Origin of the sequence: Novosphingobium aromaticivorans DSM 12444, from assembly GCF_000013325.1 — a bacterium.
GTDB classification, from domain to species: Bacteria; Pseudomonadota; Alphaproteobacteria; order Sphingomonadales; family Sphingomonadaceae; genus Novosphingobium; species Novosphingobium aromaticivorans.
Genome location: NC_007794.1, coordinates 3,131,492 through 3,154,338, shown reverse-complemented (window position 1 = coordinate 3,154,338; position 22,847 = coordinate 3,131,492). Strand labels below are relative to the sequence as shown.

Here is a 22,847-nt window from a genome sequence, read left to right as displayed (position 1 = left end):
ACCTCCTGTCGATGCGGGCTCGCTAGACCGGAATGGTGGTTGGTGCGTCGCGACGCTGCCGACAGGACTTTACCGGGAGCATGCGATGACAGTGCAGGATGTGGCGCAGATCGTTTTGCGGGACATGACCGCAGAGGACATCCACGCCGCCGCCGAACTTTCGTTCGAACAGCAATGGCCGCATCGCGAGCAGGACTGGGCGCGGTTCCTCTCGCTCGGCGAAGGCATCGTTGCCGAAATGCAGGGCAAGGTCGTCGGCACGATCATGGGGTGGCGCTTTGGTGACAGCTTCGCGACGCTTGGCATGGTCATTGTCACCAACTCGGTCCAGGGGCGCGGCGTCGGTCGCCAGCTCATGGATGCCATGCTCAAGCGCCTGGAAGGGCGCACGGTCATTCTCAACGCCACGGCCGAGGGATTGCCGCTCTACCGCAAGATGGGCTTCGTCGAACTGGGTACCGTCTGCCAGCACCAGGGACCGGCGCCCGTCGTGCCCCTGGCCGAGCTGCGCCCGGGAGAGCGGGTGCGTCCGATGGGCGGGGCCGATGCCGAGGCTCTCGAAGATCTCTATGCCGCCGCCACCGGCATGGACCGCAAGGCCTTGCTCGATGCGCTCCTTCCCGACAGCAGTGTCGTCGTTCTCTGCCGCGAGCATGAGCAGACCGGCTTTGCGTTCCTGCGCCGTTTCGGCCGGGGATGGGCAATCGCGCCTGTCGTCGCGCCCGACCTTACAGGCGCCAAGGCGCTGGTCTCGCACTGGCTCGGCACGCAGACGGGCAGCTTCTGCCGGATCGACATTCCCGAGGATAGCGGCATGGGTGCCTGGCTCGAGGAACTGGGCCTTCCCGAAGTCGGTCGGGTAACGCGCATGGCGCTTGGGCCCGCGCCCATCCCGAGCGAGGCGGCGTCGGTCTTCGGCCTTGCCGGACAGGCACTCGGCTGATGGCACTGCAACTCAACGATCCGTCGCTCCTGCGGCAGGCCGCGCTGATCGACGGCGCATGGATTTCCGGCGATCTGCCCAAGGTCGAAGTCCTCGATCCGGCAAGCGGCGAGGTCGTCGGCGTGGTCCCGGATTGCGGCGTAGCGGAGACCGAGGCCGCCATTGCCGCGGCCGAGGCATCCTGGGCCGGCTGGCGCCGCCGCACGGCGAACGAGCGCGCCGCCCTGCTTGAAGCGTGGCACGCGCTGGTCCTTGCCAACCTCGACGATCTCGCCCGCATCATGACGGCCGAGCAAGGCAAGCCCCTGGCCGAATCCCAAGGCGAAATCCGGTACGCCGCGACCTTCATCAAGTGGTTTGCCGAAGAGGGGCGCCGCGTCGGCGGACGCAACATTCCCTCGCCCGAGCGAGATCGCCGCATCATCGTGATGACCGAGCCGGTCGGTGTGTCCGCTGCGATTACCCCGTGGAACTTCCCGGCGGCCATGATCACGCGCAAGTGCGCGCCGGCGCTCGCTGCCGGCTGCCCGGTTGTCATCAAGCCCTCGGAAATGACCCCGTTCACCGCGCTTGCGCTGGTCGAACTGGCTTTGCGCGCGGGCTTTCCCAAGGGGACGATCAACCTGGTCACCGGCATGCCGCAGGCGATTGGCGCGGCCATCACCGCCAGCCCGGTCGTGCGCAAGCTGTCCTTCACCGGTTCCACCCGCGTCGGTGCGCTGCTGATGCGGCAGAGCGCGGACACGATCAAGCGGCTCAGCCTCGAACTGGGCGGCAATGCCCCGCTGATCGTGTTCGACGATGCCGATCTCGACCTCGCGGTGAAGGCCGCGATGGCCTCCAAGTTCCGCAACGCCGGCCAGACCTGCGTCTGCGCGAACCGTATCCTCGTCCATGCTCCCGTCTACGAGGAGTTCGCCTCGCGTCTCGGCGCGGCCGTCTCGGCGCTCAACTCAGCACCGGGCATGGAAGCGGCTTCCACCGTGGGCCCGCTGATCAATGCAGCGGCGGTCGAGAAGGTCTCGGCCCACGTCGAGGATGCACTGGCGAAAGGTGGCAAGGTGCTGTTCTCGGGCAAGGGACGGGAGGGCGGCAACTTCCTGCGCCCGCTCGTCATCGGCAACGCCAGCTCGGACATGCGCCTCGCCAGCGAGGAAACCTTCGGCCCGGTCGCCCCGCTCTTCCGGTTCGAGACCGAGGATGAGGCGATCGCTCTCGCCAACGACACGCCCTACGGTCTCGCCAGCTATTTCTACACCTCGGGCCTCGACCGCGCCTTCCGCGTCGCCGAAGCGCTCGAGGCGGGCATGATCGCGCTCAATACCGGCTCGATCGCGATGGAAATGGCCCCGTTCGGCGGCATCAAGCAGTCCGGCCTCGGCCGCGAGGGTGGCCTTGCCGGCATCGAGGAATACCTTGAAACCAAGGCCTTCCACATCGGCGGCCTTAAGATCTGACCACTTGGGGGGAACCATGAGCAGCAACACCCGCAGCTATTCGATCGCGGTCATCCCCGGGGACGGCATCGGCAAGGAAGTCATGCCCGAAGGCATGCGCGTGCTGGAAAAGGCCGCATCGATCTTCGGTTTCGAGATCGAACAGAAGTGGCACGACTTTGCGTGCTGCGATTACTACGCGCGCCACGGCAAGATGATGCCCGACAACTGGAAGGAAGAGATCGGCCGCCCCGACGCGATCTTCTTCGGCGCGGTCGGCTGGCCGGATACCGTGCCGGATCACGTGTCGCTGTGGGGTTCGCTTCTCCAGTTTCGCCGCGAGTATGACCAGTACGTCAACCTGCGCCCCGTCCGCCTGATGCCCGGCGTGCCGTGCCCCCTGGCCGGGCGCGAGCCCGGCGACATCGACTTCTGGGTGGTGCGCGAAAACACCGAGGGCGAATATTCCTCGGTCGGCGGCATCATGTTTCCCAATACCGACCGCGAAGTCGTGATCCAGGAAACGGTGATGACCCGCATCGGCGTCGACCGCGTGCTGCGTTATGCCTTCGACCTCGCGCAGAAGCGCGAGCGCAAGCACCTGACCAGCGCGACCAAGTCCAACGGCATCGCTATCACCATGCCCTATTGGGACCAGCGCGTCGAAGCCATCGGCGCCGAGTATCCCGACGTCAGCCACGACAAGTACCACATCGACATCCTGACCGCGCAGTTCGTGCTGAACCCCGACCGCTTCGACGTGGTCGTCGGCTCCAACCTGTTCGGCGATATCCTCTCCGACCTCGGCCCGGCCTGCACCGGGACGATCGGCGTTGCACCTTCGGGCAACATCAATCCCGAAGGCATCCACCCCTCGCTGTTCGAGCCGGTCCACGGTTCTGCCCCCGACATCGCGGGCCAGGGCATCGCCAATCCCGTCGGCCAGATCTGGTCGGCGGCGATGATGCTGGAACACCTGGGCGAGGCAGAGGCCGCCGCTGCCATCATGCGCGCGGTCGAGCAGGTCCTCGCTACGCCATCGGCCCGCACTCGCGATCTCAAGGGCGCTGCAAGCACCGATGCCTGCGGCAAGGCCATCGCCGAAGCGCTCGGCTAGGCCATTGCGGAGCGCGGCAGAAAATGCTGCGCTCCGCCGTTCGAAAGCGCCGGGGGCGCGCGTTCATCCCCGCATTCGGCCAAACCCTCTCTTGTCGAGGGCATAGGCTCGGCCCATTGGTAACCCGAATGGAACGAGCCGCGATGAACGCCCTGTCTCCCACGCTGACCAACCGCTCCCTCGTGGACATCGACCGGGATCACCTGATCCATTCGGTCACCTCGTTCCGCGGCCATGAACAGCACGGCGCCATCGTGCTCGAATCGGGCGATGGCATGTGGCTCACCGACGCCGAGGGCAACCGCATCCTCGATGCCTTCGCCGGGCTCTGGTGCGTCAACGTCGGCTACGGCCAGGAATCCATCGTCGAGGCCGCCGCCGCGCAGATGCGCAAGCTGCCCTACGCCACCGGCTACTTCCATTTCGCCAGCGAGCCCGCCATCCGCCTGGCCGGCGAACTCACCGCCGCCGCGCCTTCGGGTCTCGACCACGTGTTCTTCACCCAGGGTGGCTCCGACGCGGTCGACAGCGCGATCCGCTACATCGTCCACTACTGGAATGCAGCCGGGAAGCCTTCGAAGAAGCACTTCATCGCGCTTGAATGGGGCTACCACGGCTCGAGCAGCCTCGGCGCGGGGCTGACCGCGCTCGGCAACTTCCACCGCAACTTCGACCTGCCGCGCCCCTGGCAGCACCACATCGCCTCGCCCTATCCCTATCGCCACCCGCAGGGCGATGACGACGCGGCGGTGATCGCCTCGACCGTCGCCGCGCTCGAGGCCAAGGTCGCCGAACTCGGTGCCGACAACGTCGCCGCCTTCTGCTGCGAGCCGATCCAGGGTTCGGGCGGCGTGATCGTGCCCCCACGCGGCTGGCTCAAGGCGCTGCGCGAGGCCTGCACCCGCCTCGGCATCCTGATGCTGGTGGACGAGGTCATCACCGGCTTCGGCCGCACCGGACCGCTCTTCGCCTGCGAGGAAGAAGGCGTGTCGCCCGATTTCATGACCACGGCCAAGGGCCTGACCGCCGGGTACATCCCGATGGGCGCGATGTTCATGGCGGACCATGTCTACCAGACCATCGCCGATGCCGCGCCCGCCGCACTTCCCATCGGTCACGGCCAGACCTATTCGGGCCACCCCGTCGCCGCCGCCGTCGGCCTTGAAGTCCTGCGGCTTTACCGCGAGGGCGGGCTGCTCGAGAACGGCCGCAAGACGGGCGAGCGCTTTGCCTGGCACATGGAGCGGATCAGGGCGCATCCCCTGGTCGGCGACGTGCGCTATCGCGGCCTGCTTGGCGCCATCGAACTCACGCCGGACAAGGCGACCAAGGCGATCTTCGACGCTTCGCTTGACATCGGTGGACGCCTCTCGAAGCTGACTTACGCCAACGGCGTGATCGTCCGCTGCTTCGGCAATGCGGTGCTCGGCTTCGCGCCGGCGTTGTGCTGCACGCTGGAAGAGATGGACATGATCTTCGAGCGCGTCGAGCGCTCGCTCGACCAGCTGCTCGACCAGCCCGATATTCGCGCACTCGTCGTCTGATCCAAAGGGGGGAGACACACGCCATGCTGCCAGGACCCAAGCTGGACAGGATTGACCTCAAGATCCTCGCCAAGCTCCAGCAGGAGGGGCGGATCACCAACGTGGAACTGGCCGATGCGGTCGGCCTTTCGCCAAGCCCCTGCCTCACGCGGGTCAAGCGGCTGGAAAAGGCCGGCTACATCACCGGCTACGGCGCCCACGTGAACCTCAACAAGCTCGGCGAATTCCTCACCGTCTTCACCGAAGTCACCCTCAGCGAGCATCGCCGAGGCGACTTCAGCCGTTTCGAGAGCCGGATCGTCAAGATCGACGAGATCGTCGAATGCCATCTCGTCTCGGGCGGCTACGACTACCTGCTCAAGTTCGTGGCGCGCGGGGTTTCCCACTACCAGTCGATCATCGAAGGCATGCTCGAAAGCGATTACGGCATCGAAAAGTACTTCAGCTACGTCGTGATCAAGTCGCCCTTCATCAAGCACCACTTCCCGATCCAGAACCTCTTCGGCCAGACCCACGGCTGAAGCCTCAAGGCCAAGGCAACCTTGCTGACGGACCCAAGGACAGCATGAGCGAAATCGCAGATCTCCTTCCGGACCTCGTGGCCCTGCGCCGCGACATCCATCAGAACCCCGAACTCGGCTTCTGCGAACACCGCACCGCCGCGCGCATCGCCGCAGAACTGCGGGCCAGCGGGATCGAGGTCCACGAAGGCATCGGCACCACCGGGCTCGTCGGCGTGCTCAAGGGCACGCGCGAGGGCACTCGCAGCCTCGGTCTGCGCGCCGACATGGATGCCCTGCCGATCCACGAGCAGACCAATCTTCCCTGGGCAAGCCGTACCCCCGGCACCTTCCACGGCTGCGGCCACGACGGCCACGTCGCGATGCTGCTCGGCGCCGCCCGCGTGCTGGCTGCCGACCCCGACTTCGCGGGTACGGTCAACTTCATCTTCCAGCCCGCCGAGGAGGGGCAGGGCGGGGCGCGCGTGATGATCGAGGAAGGCCTGTTCGACCGCTTCCCCTGCGACCGCGTCTATGCGCTGCACAACTGGCCGGGCCTGCCCGCCGGCACGATCAGCACCCGTCCCGGCGCGATCATGGGCGCGGCCGACAAGTTCCGCATCGCGCTTGTCGGCAAGGGCGGCCACGCCGCGATTCCGCAGGACAGCCCCGATGCGATCCTTGCCGCCGCCAGCCTTGTCCAGCAACTCAACACCATCGTCAGCCGTGCCGTGCCGCCCTATGCGGCGGCCGTCCTCTCGATCACCGAGATCCACGGTGGCCACGCCCACAACGTCATCCCGGCGGAAGTCATGGTGGGGGGCACGGTCCGCACGTTCGACCCGGCGGTCCAGGATCGCATCGAGGAACGGATGCGCGCGATGCTGAAAGGCATCGAGGCTTCGTTCGAGGTCGAATGCGCGCTCGACTACGACCGTTACTATCCCGCCACGATCAACGATCCGCAGGCGGCAGCCGATGCGCTGGAAGTGGCCGCGACGGTGGCACGGGCGGAACTCGCGCCTGAACCCGCGCCGACCTCGGAAGACTTTTCCTTCATGCTCCAGCAGCGCCCCGGCGCCTACATCTGGCTGGGGCAGGGCACGCAGGGCCACGCCGCGCCGCTCCACAATCCACACTACGATTTCAACGATGGCGTCATGGAAACGGGCATCCGTCTCCACGTTGCGCTTGCCCGGCACTGGCTGGGCTGAAACGGGGACGGCCCGGATCGATCCGGGCCGCTGGCAGCTAGAAGCTAGAGCCTAGAAGCGCAGGGCCAGCCCGACGATGGCGCGATTGATACTGCCGCGGTCTCCATTGGCCACGGCAATGGCCCGCGTCTTGCCGAGCAGTCGTTCGTGGATGGCACCTGCATAGACTTCGACGTGCTGCACCACCGTCTTGCGCACGCGCACCGCGGCCTGGATGTCGGTCACGCCGTGGCCGCTGTCCTCCTGCGCGATGTCCTGCGCTGCCCAGTTCACGTTGAGGCGCGGCTCGAAAGTCACGCTTTCCGAAAGGGGGAAGCTGCCAAGGACCTGACCGCTTCCGGTCAGGTCGCCGCGTTCCGACAGGTAGAAGAAGTGCTCAAGTTCCAGCCAGTCGACCGGGGCAAGGACGGCGGCCAGCGACCCGTGCGAAAGATCCTCGCCCTCGCGCACGTCCTGGCGGTAACCGGCCAGCAGCGTGAACTTGTCGCTGACGTTGTGCACGTAGAGCGCTTCGAGCTGGACGTTGTCGATGAGCGGCCCGACGTCGCTACCGCCCGATGCGCGCACTTCGAACCGGTCGGTGTCCGATCCCACCGAAAGCGCGCTGTCGAAGGTGAAATGCTCGTCCCCGTCGCCGACATGCAATTCGAACAGGTCGACCTCGCCCTCGACCGTAGTGGCTTGGGCGGGCACGGCACCTGCGCACAGGCCCAGGACGGATGCGAGAAAGGCGGCACGGAACATATCCATGCCGCCTTGGTACCGTCTGTCCCGCAAGATGCTAATCCGAACGTGCCGGATATTGCGGAACGTCCTTCGGTTTTTGCGGTCAGAACCAGGCCCGAATGCCGACTACCGCACTGACTTGCGAGGGAGATTCCCCGTCGGCACGGGTCAGGCGCGCGGTCTCGCCAAGCTTGCGTTCCCAGTGGACGCCGACATAGGGCGCGAATTCGCGGGCGAACTCGTAGCGCAGGCGCCCCCCCAGTTCGATCTTTTCCAGCCCAGCCCCGATGCCCAGTTCGGGCACATCCTGCACTGCCGCGTCGATCTCCACCGACGGCTGGAGGATCAGGCGCTGCGTCAGGCGCATGTCGTGCTCCGCCTCGAGGCGGAAGTGCACGTCGCCCTTGGTCGATACGAACGCGTGCGCGCCCACCTCGAACCAGTAGGGGGCAAGGCCTTCGATGCCGATGACGGCATAAGTTCGGTCCGGTCCGTGCCCGAAGTCCTGGCGCGCGCCGAGTTCGAAGTTCCACCAGGGATCGAGAGCATGGCGCCACGCGGCCCGCGCTTCGCCGGTTTCCAGCGGCTCGCCGAAAGCGCCTTCGCCCTCGGTCTCGATGGCGAGCCGGTCGATGTCGCCGCCGATCCAGCCCATGGCCTGCCACGCATAACCATCCTTGCCCTTGACCGCGCGGTATTCCATCCGGTCCGCGATCAGGGCGTTGCCGAAGAAGCGGCCCTCCTGCGAAAGAGCGGCGCGGGCGCTGGCCATGCGCGCCGGGTCCCAGAAGGCGTCGGCCGGGTGATCGGTCGGTACCGGCGGCGGGGGGGCATTGCCCACCTCGTCGCCATCGGTGCTGCTGGCCGCGCCGTGACCGGCGTGGGCGGAATGAGCGGATTGGTCCGTGGTCGCCGCATCCTGCGCGGGCTGCTGGTGCATGGAATGGTCCATGCCTTCCATGCTCTCCATGCCTTCCATCGACTGCATGTCGTGGCCGGAATGGTCCATGCCCTCCATCGAGCTTTCGGCAGAGCCCTGCATCTGGCTCATGTCGTGCCCGGCGTGCGGGTCCTGCGCTTCCTGCGCCGCCACGGGGATGGAGATCAACGCCGCTCCGGCGAAAAGGACTGTGCGAAGCGGGCTCATGCCGCGTCTCCCTTGTCGGCGCGGACGGTGACGACGCGCATCATCCCCGAATGCATGTGCAGCAGCATGTGGCAGTGAAACGCCCAGTCTCCCTCGGCATCGGCCGTAAGGTCGAAGCTGGCCTTGCCGCCGGGCAGCACGTTGACGGTGTGCTTGCGCGGCCGGTTGCCCGCCTCGCCGGTCACCAGTTCGAAGAAGTGGCCGTGGAGATGGATCGGGTGCGGCATCATCGTGTGGTTGATAAGGTTCACCCGCACGCGTTCGCCCTTGCGGAAGGGGATCGGAGCGGCGCCGTCGGAAATGGTCTCGCCGTCGATGGACCACATGTAGCGTTCCATGTTCGCGGTCAGGTTCACGTCGATCTGCCGGGTCGGTTTGCGCGGATCGGGGTTCGGATCGCGCGAGCGCAGGTCGGCATAGGTCAGGACGCGGTGGTCTTCGTTCTCGAGGCCCGTTCCCCGGTCGGCAAGCCGGTCGGCCGGCATCGGCGATATCGTCGCCACGCCCGGGCCTTTCTTTACGCCTGGCGCGGCAGAGAAGTCGCGCATCGACATCGAATGGCCGTCCATGCTCTCGTTTGCGGGCTTCGACAGGTCGATCTCGCCGCCCGCGCCCATGTCCATGCCCGACATGTCCATGCCCATGTCGCGCATGGTCAGGATCGGGCGCTGGCGCAGCTTCGGCACCGGGCCGACCATGCCGGCCTGCGGGGCCAGCGTCGCGCGGACCAGGCCGGACCGGTCGATGGCTTCGGCAATGATGCCGAACGGTGCCGCCTCGCCGGGCTGGACGATCACGTCATAGGTTTCGGCGATGGCGATCTGGATCTCGTCGGTCTCGACCGGCGCGACGTTGCAGCCGTCGGCGGCAACCACCGTCATCGGCAGGCCGGGGATGCGGAAGTTGAAGTTGGTCATGGCCGAGGCATTGATGATCCGCAGCTTCACCCGCTCGCCGGGACGGAACAGGGCGGTCCAGTTGGCTTCGGTGTCGTGGCCGTTGACGAGGAAGCTGTAGGTGGCGCCGGTCACGTCCGAGATGTCGGTCGCGTCCATGCGCATCTTCGCCCATTCGAGCCGGTCCTTCAGGCTCTGGTCCTTGCCGGCAATCAGGCCGCCCACGGTCTGGCGCTGCCAGTTGTAGTAGCCGCCCATGGTCTTCAGCTTCCTGAGCTGGGCATGCGGATCGACGGGGCTCCAGTCGGCCAGCATCAGCACGTATTCGCGGTCGAACGGTGCGGCGGCATCGGGCAGGGCGGGGTCGATCACGATCGGGCCGTAAAGGCCGACCGCTTCCTGCATTCCGGAGTGGGAGTGGTACCAGAACGTGCCGGAGTGGAGGATCGGAAACTGGTAGGTAAAGGTCTCGCCCGGGTCGATGCCCGGGAACGACAGGCCGGGCACGCCGTCCATCTGGAAGGGCACGAGCAGCCCGTGCCAGTGGATGGAAGACTGTTCCTTCAGATGGTTGGTAACCGCGATGCGAACCGTCTGGCCTTCGCGCAGGCGGATGAGGGGGGCGGGGATCGTGCCGTTTACCGCAACCGCCGAGGCAGAGCGCCGCCCCACCGAATAGCGCGCCTCGCCGATGTTCAGCGCGATGGTGTCGCCCGAGAGCGTCCCCCCGCTGTTGCGCCCGGCCATCGGGCCGGAGCCACGGGAATGGCCGCCATGGCCGGCCAGATTCCCGGATTGCGCCCAGGCCGGAAACAGCGGCGCGAGGGCCAGGGCGCCGGAGCCGACAAGCAGGCGGCGGCGGTCGAGCAGGAGGTTCTTGTCCATCGATTGCGAATACGCACGCGCGGGAACTATCCCTCAAGAATTTCCGACAATTTCTGCCTTGCCCGGTAAATGCGCGTTTCCACGGCCTTTTCCGAAAGGCCCAGGACCTGCGCGGCTTCGGCCATGCTCAGCCCTTCGATCCGGCAAAGGATCAGCGCGTCCTTGAGATTGGCCGGCAGCGAAGCGATCGCGCCGGATATCCGGGCCAGCTCGCGCCGCGAAATCGCTTCGGATTCAGGGTCCTGCCCCTGGTCGGCGATGTCGAACGCCTCTTCCAGCGGGCGCGCCATGCGGAACAGGCGCCGCACCGCGCGGCGGCGCGCCCAATCGCGGCACTTGTTGATGGCGATCCGCAGCAGCCAGGTGCGGAAGGGGCGGCCGGGGTCGAACCTGTTCAGCGAAGCGAACGCCGAGATGAACGCCTCCTGCGTGAGGTCGAGCGCCTCGCTCTCGTCGCCGGTGTGATGGCGCACCACGCGGAAGACGACGGTGCGATGGCGGTCCATCAGGTGCGTGTACGCGCTCTGCTGTCCTGAGAGCGCGCGCGAGACCAGTTCGCGATCGCCAACGTCGGTCCCGGTGTCGTTCATGTACGTTTAGGTGTCGTTCGGCGCAGTCAGCGCGCGGCTGATTTCCTGGTCAAAAATCGCCTGTTGAGAAGGGTTTAGTACCGATCTCATGGCGAACACGTGGGCGAGGGTCGCTTTTTGCAGTTCCCCCATCGCCATGTGCGACGCATCGACCGCGCCGGTCACTTTCGGGCCGATCTGGTGCTCGCTCTCGATCGCTCTCGCCAGCTCGGCGTTGGAGGCGCGCAGCTGCGCGTCGAGGGCCTGGCGGCGGCTTGCAAATTCCTTTTCCAACCGGTCGATCTCGGCCTTCTGCTCTGCCGAAAGGTCCAGCCGCTCGTGCATCAGGTGGTGCAGTTCGCTGGCGTGGCGCGCCGGCATCCAGCCGCGAGCCAGGTGGCTGGCGGCAAGCGCCACCGCAGCCGAGACCACCGCCACGAGCACATAGCGCAGCGACTGGCCCATCAGTCCGCCAGAAGGTGCGAGGGCGCCCCGGAGGGCACGCCGAACAGCGGCTCCGCCTGTGCGCGGGCGGGGGCGGCGGGGGCGATGGCACCGGCGATCCCCACGAACGCCGCGACCGCAACCGCCATCACCATGCCGCGGCGCGCCGTCGCGCTTTCGCGCCGGTCGGCAAGGCCACGCAACACGCCATCGTCGATGGCGGCGAGCGCCGGGGGCGGCGGCGAAGTGCCGAGGGCTCCCAAAATGTCGTCAATCTGGGCCATTCCGGTCCTGGTCCTTTGTTCCACGCGTTGCCTAATACGCGCCCGCGCGCAAAATCCCTCAAGAAGATTTTTGCGGCCACTGGTGAGGGAAAGCGCCGGCCCTTGCGTATCTCTTCCCAGATCCCAACCCGAAAGGACTTCCCATGCGCCGTTTCGCCCTGCTCGCCGCCCCGGTCGCCGCGCTTCTAGCACTTCCCGGCGCCGCGTTCGCGCATCCCAAGCTCGTGTCGTCCAGCCCGGCCGCGAATGCCGCCGTCGCCAAGCCGACCAAGCTGACGCTCACCTTCTCCGAAGATCTCGTCGCCCCGCTTTCGGGCATCGAACTGGTGATGACGGGCATGCCGGGCATGGCCGACCATGCGCCGATGCCGATCAAGGGCTTCACCACCGCCGCCAAGGGCAAGGTCATGACGATCACGCTGCCGCGCGCGCTGCCGGCGGGTTCCTATCAGCTCAAGTGGCATGCGGTCGCGGCCGACCAGCACCGCATCCAGGGCCAGTACGCGTTCACCGTCCGCTGAACCCGGGCGGTAGCGAAGCGTGGAAACGCCCGGCCTGATCCTGTCGCGGGGCATCGCGTACCTGGCGCTGCTGCTGGTCGCGGGCCTGCCGATCCTTGCGCTGAGCAACGGCCTGCCGGGGGAACTGTCCTCCCGGCAGCGCCGCGCGCTTGCATTGCTCGCGCTGGTTGCGGCGGGCGCCTCGATCTGGTGGGCGCTCGAAAGCGTGGCCGCCATGGCGGGCATGACGCTGGCGACGCTGGATCAGGAAACCTTTACCGTCGTCCTTGCCGCAACCCCGCTGGGGGCGGTCATGGAATGGCGGCTTACCGCGCTTTTCGCGGTGCTTCTGGCGATGGTCGTGCCGCTGCGTGCGCTGCGCGTGCCGGTGGCGACACTGGCGGGCGGCGTGGCGCTGGGCTCGATGGCCTGGACCGGTCATGCGGGCGCAAGCGAAGTGCCGCTGCACCGCTGGGCCGATGTCGTCCACCTGGTTGCCGCCGCGACGTGGATCGGCGCTCTCGCGGCGTTCGTGACGCGCGCCTTCACCCGCGAGACGCGGGCGCAGGTCGAGGCGCTGGCGAAGTTTGCGCGCACCGGTACTGCCATTGTCGCGCTGCTGCTTCTTACCGGCATGGTCAACACCCTGGCCATCGCGGGCTGGCCGGTCCCGCTTTCCAGCCGCTGGACCATGCTGCTTGCCCTCAAGCTTGGGCTGTTCGCGGCGATGCTGGGCCTTGCCGCCTCAAACCGCTGGCGCATCGTCCCCGCGCTGGAGCGTGGCGAAGTGGGAGCAGTGGGGCGGCTGCGCCGTTCGATGGTCATGGAATTGGCCGCAGGCCTCGGCGTTGTCGCTATCGTTTCCCTGCTGGGTGTCCTCGATCCGGCGGCGTGACAGGAAACGGCAATAAAGATTTCCCGCACGGGCGCTTGACCGGCAACCGCTTTGGCGTAGCTCTCTTTCCCGCTGCAACCTGACTACGGGAGAGAGCTAATGTTCAGCCACGTGATGGTCGGCGCCGATGACATCGACGCCGCGAAGAAGTTTTACGACGCCACGTTCAAGGCGTTCGGCGGGCCGGAAGCGATCACCGACCCCAAGGGCCGGCTGATCTACCAGCACAACGGCGGCCTGTTCATCGTGACCAAGCCGATCAACGGCGAGCCGGCGAGCGGCGCCAACGGCGGCACCATCGGCTTCCGCATGAGCCCGGAACAGGCCAACGCCTGGCACGCGGCCGGTTGCGCCAACGGCGGCACGGCCTGCGAGGACCCGCCGGGACCGCGCGAGGGTTCGCCCTACTATCTCGCCTATCTGCGCGATCCTTCCGGCAACAAGCTCTGCGCGCTGGACATCATCGCCTGATGAGCATCGAGACCGTATCGACAAGCAAGGCGCACGGCGGAACGCTGGGCGTCTACAAGCACGATTCGGCCTCCACGGGGACGGGAATGACCTTTTCGGTCTTCCTGCCCCCACAGGCGGCCGCCGGCGCAAAGCTGCCGGTGCTGGTCTACCTTTCGGGGCTTACCTGCACGCACGCCAACGTCACCGACAAGGGCGAGTACCGCAAGGCTTGCGCGGAGCACGGCCTGGTCTTCGTCGCCCCGGATACGAGCCCGCGCGGCGAGGGCGTGGCTGACGATCCTGACGCGGCCTACGACTTCGGACTGGGCGCGGGGTTCTACGTGAACGCAACGCAGCAGCCGTTCGCGCGGCACTACCGCATGTGGGACTATATCGCCGAGGAACTGCCCGCCCTGCTGGCGGCGAACTTCCCGGTCGACCTTGGCCGCATGGGCATTACCGGGCACTCGATGGGCGGGCACGGCGCGCTGACGCTGGGGCTGACCCATCCCGAGAAGTTCCGTTCGCTTTCGGCCTTCGCGCCGATCGTCGCGCCGGGGCAGGTGCCGTGGGGCCACAAGGCGCTGGGCGGCTATCTGGGCGACGACCGCGCAGCGTGGCGCAAGCACGACGCGGTGGCGCTGATCGAGGACGGCCGGCGGCCGGGGGGCGACATTCTGGTCGACCAGGGCGATGCGGACGGTTTTCTTGTCGAACAGCTTCGGCCGGAACTGCTCGATGCGGCCTGCAAGGCGGCGGGCGTCGACCTGACGCTGCGGATGCAGCCGGGCTACGACCACAGCTACAACTTCATTTCGACCTTCATGGACGACCATGTGCGCTGGCATGCGGAGCGTTTGAAGGTCCGGCCCTGATCCATCCCTTGCCCTCGGGTGGAGTCCTGGGGGCGGGACGAAGCCTTGGCCCGGATCAAGCCCGGGCCGACGAAGGTGCGGGGCGGCAGGGTTTTGGGGTGCGATGGTGCGCGGGGCTGCCTGGGCGGTGTCGCATGCCTGCCCCGATAGCTCAAAATCGGCCCCGATAGCTCAAAATCGGCGTCGCCCCGGGGCTTGACCCGGGGTGAGGCTTCCTTCTTGCCGTCAGCGCACGTCCTTCGCGACCGCATCGAGCAGGCCGTTCACGAACTTGGCCTCGCGTTCCTCGAAGAAGGCGTGGGCGACGTCGACGTATTCGGTGATGACGGTGCCGACGTTCACGTCGCGGCGTGCCATCAGTTCGTAGGCGCCGGCGCGAAGGATCTGGAGCATGGTCCGGTCGAGGCGGGGCAGGGCCCAGCCCTTGGCGAGGCGGGCGGAGAGCAGGCCGTCGATCTCGTCGCGGCGGGCATCGACGCCCTTCACCACATCGTCGAAGAAGGCGACGTCGGCCTTGGCGTATTCGACGTCCTCGATCTCGGCGCCCAGGCGGTGCTGGTGGAATTCGTCGAGCAGGAGGTGGAGCGGGGTCTGCTCCATGTCGGCCTGGTAGAGCGCCTGAACGGCGGCGAGGCGCGCGGCGGCGCGGGCCTTTCCGGAAATCTGGGTCATATGCCGAGCCTCAGTTCGATGGAGCGGGCGTGGGCGGCAAGGCCTTCTGCCTCGGCAAGGGCCACGGCTGCGGGGCCGACGGCGGCGAGCGCGGCGTCAGTGGCCGCGATGAAGCTGGTGCGTTTCATGAAATCCAGAACGGAGAGGCCCGAAGAAAAGCGCGCGCGGCGACCGGTCGGCAGGACGTGGTTCGGTCCCGCAACGTAATCGCCAACGGCTTCGGGGGTCATGCGACCGAGGAAGACCGATCCGGCGTGGCGGATGCGGTCGAACAGGGCCTGGGGATCGTCGGTGGCGATCTCGACGTGTTCGGCGGCGAGCGCATTGGCGAGCGCGGGCGCTTCGTCGAGCGAGTCCACCACGATGATCACGCCATGCGCGTCCCAGCTTGCCTTGGCGACCTTTGCCGTGGGCAGCATGGCGATCTCGACTCCGACCATGTCGGCCACCTGATCGGCGAATGCGGCGTCGTCCGTGATGAGGATCGACTGCGCGACGGGATCGTGCTCGGCCTGGCTGAGGAGGTCGGCGGCAATCCATTGCGGATCGTTCTTCGCATCGGCGATGACGAGGATTTCCGAAGGCCCGGCGACCATGTCGATGCCCACGACGCCGAAGAGCTGGCGCTTGGCCTCGGCCACCCAGGCGTTGCCCGGACCGGTGATGACGTCGACCGGCCTGATCCGCTTCGTGCCATAGGCGAGCGCGGCAACCGCCTGCGCCCCGCCGACGCGCCAGACTTCGTCCGCGCCGGCAAGGTGCGCGGCGGCAAGGACCAGGGGGTTCGCCTCGCCCTTCGGCGTGGGGGTGACGACGACCAGACGCTCGACCCCCGCGACCTTGGCGGGGATGGCGTTCATCAGCAGCGACGAGGGATAGGCGGCGCGGCCTCCGGGCACATAGAGACCGGCGCCATCGACGGGCCGCCAGCGCGCGCCGAGACGCATGCCGGTGGCGTCGGTGTAGTCGCGGTCCCCGGGAAGCTGGGCCTTGTGATATTCGCGGATGCGTTCCGCCGCGAGTTCGAGCGCGGCGCGAAGGTCGGGCTTGAGCGCGTCGAAGGCTTCGCGGCACGCCTCGGGCGAGATGCGCCAGTCATCGTCGGCGGGGGCGTGGCCATCGAACCTTGCAGTATATTCGGCAAGGGCCTCGTCCCCGCGCAGGCGGACGTCCTCGACGATGGTCTGGACATCGCGCGCGACGTTGTCATCGCTTTCACGACGCTCCTTGACGAGGCGTGCGAAGGCGCGGGCGAAATCGGGATCGCCGGACCTGAGGCGCAGCATCAGGCGGCGTCCTTTGCAGCGACCATCGCGCGGAAGGCATCGACCAGCGCGCCGAGGCGGGCGCTGTCGGTCTTCAGGGCGGCGCGGTTGACGATCAGGCGCGCCGAGACGGGCAGGATGCGGCTCGTCTCGACAAGGCCGTTCTCCTTGAGCGTGCGGCCGGTGGAGACGAGATCGACGATGCGGCTGGCGAGGCCGAGCGAAGGAGCCAGCTCCATCGCGCCGTTCAGCTTCACCACCTCTGCCTGCACGCCCAGCTTTTCGAAGTGGCGGCGGGTGAGGTTGGGATACTTGGTGGCGACGCGGGCGTGGCTTTCGCGCGCATTGGCGCCGCTTTCGACCATGCTGACGGGTTCCGCCACCGAGAGACGGCAGTGGCCGATGTCGAGATCGACGGGGGCGTAGAGGTCGGCGTAATCGAACTCGTCGATCACGTCGGAGCCGACGATGCCCGCATGGGCCGCGCCGTGCGCCACGAAGGTCGCCACGTCGAAGGCGCGGACGCGGATGATCTTCACGTCGGGCCGGTTGGTGGCAAAGGACAGCGCGCGCGAGGACTTGTCGAAGAACTCGGCCTCGGGCACGATCCCGGCCTTCTCGAGCAGAGGCAGGGCCTCGTCGAGGATGCGGCCCTTCGGCAGGGCGAAAACGAGCGGTGCGGCGGTGGACATAACCCGCCGCCCTTATGGCAGCGACGCGCAAAGGGCAACCGAATGAACCCGATCATGGAGATCGAAGAGGTCGCAAAGGCGATCGAATGGCAGGCGGACCATGCCGCGAACAATGGCGCGCCCTGCACCGGGCGGGTCGTGCGGGCCCAGTTGCGGCTGCTGGACGGGGCGACCGAGGTGGGGCGGCGAATCGCTTCGTGGCCGGGCAAGCCGCTGGAGGACGCCCTGCCGCTGCGGCTGGCGGGCGGGCACCACAATCTCGTGCTTACCGGCAAGGACGCGCGTCTGGCGCCGGTCTATCGCGGCGAAGTGACCGACCAGGAGGAGGTCGACGCGCTGGTCGTGGCGGTGACGCGCGCCCATGACGCGGACCTGCTGCCGTGGCTCGACGGGCCGCCGCAGACCAACGAGGCAGGGCGTTCGGCCTCGATCATGGCGGCGCTGCTGTGGCTGTCGGGCAAGGTGGGGTCGCGCTTCGAACTGAACGAGCTGGGCGCGAGCGCGGGCGTGAATACCATGATGGAGCGGTTCTTCTTCGACCTTGGCGGGACCGTTGCGGGGCCGGAGGATTCGCCGATGCGGATCGTGCCCGAGTGGCGCGGGCCCCCGCCTCCCCAGGCGCCGGTCGAGATAACCGGCATCTGTGGATGCGATCGTGCGCCAGTGGACCTTGCCGATCCGGAGCAGGCCTTGCGCCTCAAGTCCTATGTCTGGGCCGAGGTAAGCGAGCGGATCGCGCGGATCGATGCGGCGATCGCGCTCGCGGCGCAGCGCGCGCCCGACGTGGTGCAAATGGACGCGGGGGATTTCGTGGCGCAGCGGCTGGCCGCGCCGCAGGAAGACGACACGACCCGCGTATTCTTCCACTCGATCGTCTGGCAGTACCTTCCCGGCGAAACCCGCGCGCGGATCGAGGCGACGATGGCCGAGGCGGGGGCAAGGGCCGATGCGCGGCGGCGGCTTGCGTGGGTCATGCTCGAGACCAACCGCCAGACCTTCCGCCACGAACTGACCGTGCGGCATTGGCCGGGCGGCGGGGAGCCTGCGGTCCTCGGCACGGCCCACGCACATGGGGCGTGGGTGGAGTGGTTCGGGAAGGACTAGCCGAGGAACCGGTCAAGCGCGGCGTTGACGACGTCTGGCGCTTCCCAAGGCACGAAATGCCCGCAATCGTGCACAGGTTCCACCGTGAGGTTGGTGACCAGCCTGTCCATGCCGTCGAGGTTGCAGGGCGGCAGCGCCATGTCGTCCATCGCCCAGATCACCAGCGTGGGTATGGCGAGCGGCGGGACGGCGGCGTCCCGGTAGCCTTCGGGCAGTTCGAACGGCGCGTCCATCGGCGGCACGGCCATCGGGCTGGCGCGATACCAGTTGAGCATGGCGATTGCGGCGTCGGGGTTCGACCAGTCCTTGAACAGGGCGGCGCGCTCTTCCTCTTCCATGGTCGGCGCGCGTTCCCACTTGAGCGCCTGTGCCAGTAGCGCGCCAAGGCCGTGTTCGCGCACCATCGCGTCGTTGGCCGTGTCGCGGAAGGCGCGCATGTACTGGCTGGCCTCGCGCTGTTGACGGTCGGTCCAGAGCAGGCGGGGGAAGATCACCGGGTGCGGTGCATTGGCGATGACCGCGCGGGTGACGCGCGTCCCCTGGCCGAGCAGCGCGACGCCCCAGGCGATGGCACCGCCCCAGTCGTGGCCGAGAATGGTGAACTGCTGGACGCCAAGCGCATCGGCGAGCTGGAACACGTCTCCGATCAGCTTGTCCGGCGTGTAGTTCTCGACGCCTTCCGGTTTGGACGAGCCGCGATAACCGCGCTGGTCGGGCGCGATGCAGCGAAAGCGGGTGGAGAGGTGCGCGATCTGGTGGCGCCAGGTGCGGTGGCTTTCGGGAAAGCCGTGCAGGAAGATGAGGACGGGCGCTTCCCTTGGCCCGACGTCCAACACATCAAGTTCGATGCCGCTCGCGAGTCTCACGCGTTGAAGGTCGGTCATTCGCTGGCTCCCTCATCCATCTTCTGGGCATAGCCCGCCGCGACGACTGCCGCCATGCGATCGTGCAGGGCGTCGGGCGTGCGGCGCAATTCGCCGATTTCCTTTTCCATGCCTTCACCCATGATGATCTCGCGTTCGTCCGCGGCGATGGCCGAGAGCATCTGGTCCACTGCGTCGGCCGGGTCGAGCCCGTTCTCGATGGCCTTGTCGCTCACGCCCCGGCGCGAACCATCGGCGGTGATGGCGTTGCGCGAAACATCGGTGCGGATCGAGCCGGGCGCGATGACGTGTACCTTGATGCCGAGGCCCGCTACTTCGGCGCGCAGGGCGTCGGAATAACCGAACAGCCCGAACTTGGCCGCGCTGTAGCCGGTGCGCATGGGCGAACCGACCTTGCCGGCGATGCTGGAGACCATGACGATCCGCCCGGACTTGCGCTCCGCCATGCGCGGCAACAGCGCCTGCGTCAGCGCGATGGGCGCGAGAAGATCGACCGCGACGATGCGCTCGTAGACCTCGAACGCGGTATCCACGGCAAGCGAGCGCTGCGAGATGCCGGCGTTGTTGACCAGCATGTCGATGTGGCCCTGCCAGTTCCACGCCTTTTTGGCGGCGCTGGCGGCGGCAGCATAGTCGGTCGCCTCGAAGGGCAGGACGAGCGCATCGCCGCAGTTTCGGGCCAGTTCCGCCAGAGCCGCCTCGTTGCGCCCTGACAGGACCAGTTTCGCACCTTGCGCAGCCAAAGCCCGCGCCATCGCTGCGCCTATGCCGGAGGACGCTCCGGTGATCCACACAACCTGCCCTGCAAACGCCATTCTGCTCTCCCTTGGGCGAGTCTTAACCGACCCATTAAAGGCATCGTGTCAGGCTTTGGCAGGAGAGGGAAGGGGGCTCTGCGGTACGGGCAGATGGGCGATTGCCAATGCCGGCCCGCGCAGACGTGCATTGCAGAAGTGCTTTGAAGGTTTCCGCTCGACTCTATACGGGCGCGGGAGTGGTTGTCTCGATAGTCTCGCGCCCGGCTTCCGCACCCAGCCGCTCGTATCAAGGCAGATCGTCAGGGGTCTGAATCGCAATGAATTATCGCCATTCCTTCCATGCCGGCAATAGCGCCGATGTCGTGAAGCACAGCCTGCTGATAGCTCTTGTGCGGGCCTTGCAGCTCAAAGATAGCGCGCTGACCCTGATCGATACCCATGCCGGCTGCGGACTGTACGACCTTCACGGCGACGCGGCCCAACGCACCGGCGAGTCCGCGCAGGGCGTGCTGCGGGCCCTTGCCGATCCGAACCCCTTGCTGGACGACTACCGCGCGGCCGTACAGGCAGTGAATGTCGGGGCCGAGCCGCACCTCTACCCCGGCTCGCCGCGGATTCTGGTGCAGCTGCTACGCCCGCAGGACGCCCTGATCGTCAACGAAAAGCATCCCGAAGACGCCTATGCCCTGCGCGGTGCGATGCGGGGCACAGGCGCTGCGGTGCATGAGCGCGACGCTTACGAATTCTGGCTGGCGATGCTGCCGCCCCGCACCCCGCGCGGCGTGGTGGTGGTGGACCCGCCGTACGAGCAGACGGACGAACGCGCACGTATCACGGCCACGCTTGCAGCCGCGCACCGCAAATGGTCGCATGGCGTGACGGTGATCTGGTATCCGCTGAAAGACCGCGCCACGCATGTCCGGTGGAAGGAACAGCTGCGCAGGCTCGGCATCCCGAAATTCCTGAACGTGGAACATTGGCTCTACGATGCCGACCAGCCCGGCATCTACAACGGCGCGGGCCTGTTCATTGTGAACCCGCCTTATGCCTTTACGCAGGCGTTGCCGTCCATGCTGGAAGCCCTGCGTGCCGCGCTCGCGCCGGAGGGGCATCAGGGGGAGATTGCGGCTGAGTGGCTGGGCGGTTGAGACAAGCGTTCATTGGGCGCTTCTCCCAGAGAATGAATGGCCACGCCCATACCGGACGACGCCCGGTGATCCACACGACCTGACTGGCAAATGCAATTCTCAAGCTCTCCCGCAGTGAGCCTCGATCAACGTATCAAAGAGCGTCGTGTCAGGGTTTGCAGCCCTGCGCCCGCCGGGATTTGATTTTCACGGTTCTCCTTGATCTGGAGCGCGATCTTCAATTAGAATAGAAAATCTAAAAAGGAGAGGGCGTTGGAATCTCGCAGAACAGCCATGAAGCTTGCCGTCGCGGGGGCTTTGGGGATCAGCGGCTCGGGTTTGGCTGCAAACGCAGCGAAGAAGGACGACGCCAAATTCAAACCAGCCGCAGACCGCGATGGTCCGCGCTGGCGCACGGGCATCGAAGGGCAGCGCATTGCGGATCTTGGCGACGGTCGGTTCCTCAATCCGGTGCTTTCCGGCGACTACCCGGATCCTTCCGTCCTGAAGGACGGCGACGATTACTACATGACGCATTCCTCCTTCGATTCCGCGCCCGGTTTGCTGATCTGGCATTCGCGTGATCTCGTGAACTGGCGTCCACTCGGTCCAGCCTTGGCCAAACCGCTGGGCACGGTCTTCGCGGTCGATATTGCAAAGCACGACGGTCGTTACTTCATCTACATACCTTTCATGAAGGCACCGTGGTCGACCGATTTGCCGAGCTTCGCGAACACATTCGTCATTCACGCGCCTTCCATGGAGGGACCGTGGAGCGATCCGATCGATCTCAAGGTTGGAGGTCTGATCGATCCCGGCCATGTGGTCGGGGAGGACGGGCATCGTTATCTTTTCTTCAACGATGGCAAGCGTGTGCGCCTGACTGCGGATGGTCTTGCCACCGACGGGCCTGTCGAGACGGCCTATCAGGCTTGGCGCTATCCCGACGACTGGATCACCGAAGCCTACTCGCCCGAGGGACCCAAGCTGTTCCGCCGGGGAGATTACTTCTACCTCGTCAACGCGGTTGGCGGGACAAGCGGCCCTGCGACGGGACACATGATCGTTGCCGCGCGGTCGCGCTCGATCCACGGGCCTTGGGAAAACTGCCCTCACAACCCGATCCAGCGCACGCATTCCCGGCAGGAAATGTGGTGGTCGCGGGGGCATGCGACGTGTGTCGAAGGACCGGGCGGGCAGTGGTACATGGTCTACCACGGCTACGAGAACGGTTATCACACGCTCGGACGGCAGACTCTCGTCGAGCCGATCGAGTGGACGCCAGACGGCTGGTTCCGGGCAACCGGCGGGGATCTGTCGGAACCGCTGCGCAAACCGCGCGGACCGGCGCAGCCTCATGGCATGGCGCATTCGGATTCCTTCCACACGGACCGCTTGGGCACGTTGTGGAATCTTTATGGAAGCGCACCGGCGGAAACCGCGCGAATTGCCATTGGTGATGGTGCGCTTACGCTGAAGGCAAAGGGCAAGGGCCCGTCCGACGGGGTGGTTCTTACCCAGCAAGTGGGCGACAGATCCTACGAAGTCAGTGTCGAACTCGAGCTGACCGACAAGACGTCGGGCGGACTTCTGCTGTTTTTCGATGACCGGCTGTTCCTCGGCATGGGCATCGACGGACACCGGATGACGACCTGGAGAGGTGGCAAGGCATCATACTGGCCGGAGCCTGCCCCCCCTGCGCGGCGCATTTTCATGCGCATCACCAACCAGGAGCAGGTCGTCACCTTCTACTACAGCCTGGATGGCAAGAACTGGACCCGGCACGGCGTTCGCTCGGAGGTAACCGGCTATAATGCCAACACGGTTGATAACCTTCTGAGCCTGCGTCCGGCCCTGTATGCTGCCGGCGAGGGTGAAGTCCTGTTCCGAAACTTCACCTATCGCGCACTGGCGTAA

The 22,847-nt window shown here is 66.6% G+C and carries 24 protein-coding genes; 13 read left to right on the top strand and 11 right to left on the bottom strand.

Annotated features, from left to right (window positions below; all coding sequences use genetic code 11):
• Positions 1-85 precede the first annotated feature (85 nt).
• From SARO_RS14890 to SARO_RS14865, 6 genes are all read left to right on the top strand, one after another.
• Positions 86-943, top strand: coding sequence for a GNAT family N-acetyltransferase (locus SARO_RS14890; RefSeq protein WP_011446576.1), 858 nt, complete (start codon positions 86-88; stop codon positions 941-943).
• The gene (locus SARO_RS14885) at positions 943-2,400 is read left to right on the top strand and encodes an NAD-dependent succinate-semialdehyde dehydrogenase (protein WP_011446575.1); all 1,458 of its coding nucleotides are present in this window, start codon (positions 943-945) and stop codon (positions 2,398-2,400) included. The genes SARO_RS14890 and SARO_RS14885 overlap by 1 nt, the downstream gene beginning before the upstream one ends.
• A gap of 16 nt (positions 2,401-2,416) precedes the next feature.
• Positions 2,417-3,496 carry a tartrate dehydrogenase gene (locus SARO_RS14880; RefSeq protein ID WP_011446574.1) on the top strand — a complete coding sequence of 360 codons (1,080 nt, stop codon included), beginning with the start codon at positions 2,417-2,419 and terminating at the stop codon, positions 3,494-3,496.
• A 143-nt stretch (positions 3,497-3,639) separates the two neighbouring features.
• Complete coding sequence (locus tag SARO_RS14875) at positions 3,640-5,040, top strand: aspartate aminotransferase family protein (RefSeq protein ID WP_011446573.1); 1,401 nt, start codon at positions 3,640-3,642, stop codon at positions 5,038-5,040.
• A gap of 23 nt (positions 5,041-5,063) precedes the next feature.
• Complete coding sequence (locus SARO_RS14870) at positions 5,064-5,561, top strand: Lrp/AsnC family transcriptional regulator (RefSeq protein WP_011446572.1); 498 nt, start codon at positions 5,064-5,066, stop codon at positions 5,559-5,561.
• A gap of 44 nt (positions 5,562-5,605) precedes the next feature.
• A complete protein-coding gene (locus tag SARO_RS14865; protein WP_011446571.1) occupies positions 5,606-6,754 on the top strand; it encodes a M20 aminoacylase family protein in 1,149 nt (382 codons plus the stop codon).
• 51 nt (positions 6,755-6,805) lie between these two features.
• Here the strand turns inward: SARO_RS14865 and SARO_RS14860 are convergent, their stop codons facing one another.
• The 6 genes from SARO_RS14860 to SARO_RS14835 form a co-directional block, all read right to left on the bottom strand.
• Entirely contained in the window at positions 6,806-7,498 is a 693-nt protein-coding gene (locus SARO_RS14860) for a copper resistance protein B (protein ID WP_198136624.1), read from the bottom strand.
• Between the two features lie 85 nt (positions 7,499-7,583).
• Positions 7,584-8,627 carry a copper resistance protein B gene (locus tag SARO_RS14855; RefSeq protein ID WP_011446569.1) on the bottom strand — a complete coding sequence of 348 codons (1,044 nt, stop codon included), beginning with the start codon at positions 8,625-8,627 and terminating at the stop codon, positions 7,584-7,586.
• A complete protein-coding gene (locus SARO_RS14850) occupies positions 8,624-10,408 on the bottom strand; it encodes a copper resistance system multicopper oxidase (protein WP_011446568.1) in 1,785 nt (594 codons plus the stop codon). Before SARO_RS14850 ends, SARO_RS14855 begins: the two co-directional genes overlap by 4 nt.
• Positions 10,409-10,434: 26 nt before the next feature.
• Positions 10,435-10,998, bottom strand: coding sequence for an RNA polymerase sigma factor (locus tag SARO_RS14845; protein WP_011446567.1), 564 nt, complete (start codon positions 10,996-10,998; stop codon positions 10,435-10,437).
• 6 nt (positions 10,999-11,004) lie between these two features.
• Positions 11,005-11,442 (bottom strand): Spy/CpxP family protein refolding chaperone, encoded by a 438-nt coding sequence (locus SARO_RS14840; protein ID WP_011446566.1) that lies wholly within the window; start codon positions 11,440-11,442, stop codon positions 11,005-11,007.
• Positions 11,442-11,705 carry a hypothetical protein gene (locus SARO_RS14835; RefSeq protein WP_041550439.1) on the bottom strand — a complete coding sequence of 88 codons (264 nt, stop codon included), beginning with the start codon at positions 11,703-11,705 and terminating at the stop codon, positions 11,442-11,444. The genes SARO_RS14840 and SARO_RS14835 overlap by 1 nt, the downstream gene beginning before the upstream one ends.
• Positions 11,706-11,848: 143 nt before the next feature.
• On the opposite strand from SARO_RS14835, the gene copC reads away from it, so the two are divergent.
• The 4 genes from copC (at position 11,849) to fghA (ending at position 14,428) form a co-directional block, all read left to right on the top strand.
• The gene (copC, locus tag SARO_RS14830) at positions 11,849-12,226 is read left to right on the top strand and encodes a copper homeostasis periplasmic binding protein CopC (RefSeq protein ID WP_011446564.1); all 378 of its coding nucleotides are present in this window, start codon (positions 11,849-11,851) and stop codon (positions 12,224-12,226) included.
• A 19-nt stretch (positions 12,227-12,245) separates the two neighbouring features.
• On the top strand, positions 12,246-13,100 hold the full coding sequence (gene copD / locus SARO_RS14825; protein WP_011446563.1) for a copper homeostasis membrane protein CopD: 855 nt from the start codon (positions 12,246-12,248) through the stop codon (positions 13,098-13,100).
• Positions 13,101-13,199: 99 nt separating this feature from the next.
• Positions 13,200-13,571 carry a VOC family protein gene (locus tag SARO_RS14820; RefSeq protein WP_011446562.1) on the top strand — a complete coding sequence of 124 codons (372 nt, stop codon included), beginning with the start codon at positions 13,200-13,202 and terminating at the stop codon, positions 13,569-13,571.
• Entirely contained in the window at positions 13,571-14,428 is an 858-nt protein-coding gene (fghA, locus tag SARO_RS14815) for an S-formylglutathione hydrolase (RefSeq protein WP_011446561.1), read from the top strand. The genes SARO_RS14820 and fghA overlap by 1 nt, the downstream gene beginning before the upstream one ends.
• 225 nt (positions 14,429-14,653) lie before the next feature.
• Here fghA and nusB read toward each other — a convergent pair whose 3' ends face one another.
• The 3 genes from nusB to hisG are packed head-to-tail and all read right to left on the bottom strand — an operon-like array spanning position 14,654 to position 17,057.
• On the bottom strand, positions 14,654-15,100 hold the full coding sequence (nusB, locus tag SARO_RS14810) for a transcription antitermination factor NusB (protein WP_011446560.1): 447 nt from the start codon (positions 15,098-15,100) through the stop codon (positions 14,654-14,656).
• Entirely contained in the window at positions 15,097-16,386 is a 1,290-nt protein-coding gene (hisD, locus tag SARO_RS14805; protein WP_011446559.1) for a histidinol dehydrogenase, read from the bottom strand. Before hisD ends, nusB begins: the two co-directional genes overlap by 4 nt.
• The gene (gene hisG, locus SARO_RS14800; protein WP_011446558.1) at positions 16,386-17,057 is read right to left on the bottom strand and encodes an ATP phosphoribosyltransferase; all 672 of its coding nucleotides are present in this window, start codon (positions 17,055-17,057) and stop codon (positions 16,386-16,388) included. The genes hisD and hisG overlap by 1 nt, the downstream gene beginning before the upstream one ends.
• 42 nt (positions 17,058-17,099) lie before the next feature.
• Between hisG and SARO_RS14795 the strand changes: the two genes are divergently transcribed.
• The gene (locus SARO_RS14795) at positions 17,100-18,161 is read left to right on the top strand and encodes a DUF2332 domain-containing protein (RefSeq protein WP_011446557.1); all 1,062 of its coding nucleotides are present in this window, start codon (positions 17,100-17,102) and stop codon (positions 18,159-18,161) included.
• On the opposite strand, the gene SARO_RS14790 is transcribed toward SARO_RS14795, so the two are convergent.
• Positions 18,158-19,045, bottom strand: coding sequence for an alpha/beta fold hydrolase (locus tag SARO_RS14790; RefSeq protein WP_011446556.1), 888 nt, complete (start codon positions 19,043-19,045; stop codon positions 18,158-18,160). The genes SARO_RS14795 and SARO_RS14790 overlap by 4 nt on opposite strands.
• Entirely contained in the window at positions 19,042-19,860 is an 819-nt protein-coding gene (locus SARO_RS14785; protein WP_011446555.1) for an SDR family NAD(P)-dependent oxidoreductase, read from the bottom strand. The genes SARO_RS14790 and SARO_RS14785 overlap by 4 nt, the downstream gene beginning before the upstream one ends.
• A gap of 260 nt (positions 19,861-20,120) precedes the next feature.
• On the opposite strand from SARO_RS14785, the gene SARO_RS14780 reads away from it, so the two are divergent.
• On the top strand, positions 20,121-20,951 hold the full coding sequence (locus SARO_RS14780; RefSeq protein WP_011446554.1) for a 23S rRNA (adenine(2030)-N(6))-methyltransferase RlmJ: 831 nt from the start codon (positions 20,121-20,123) through the stop codon (positions 20,949-20,951).
• Between the two features lie 273 nt (positions 20,952-21,224).
• Entirely contained in the window at positions 21,225-22,847 is a 1,623-nt protein-coding gene (locus SARO_RS14775; protein ID WP_083760911.1) for a family 43 glycosylhydrolase, read from the top strand.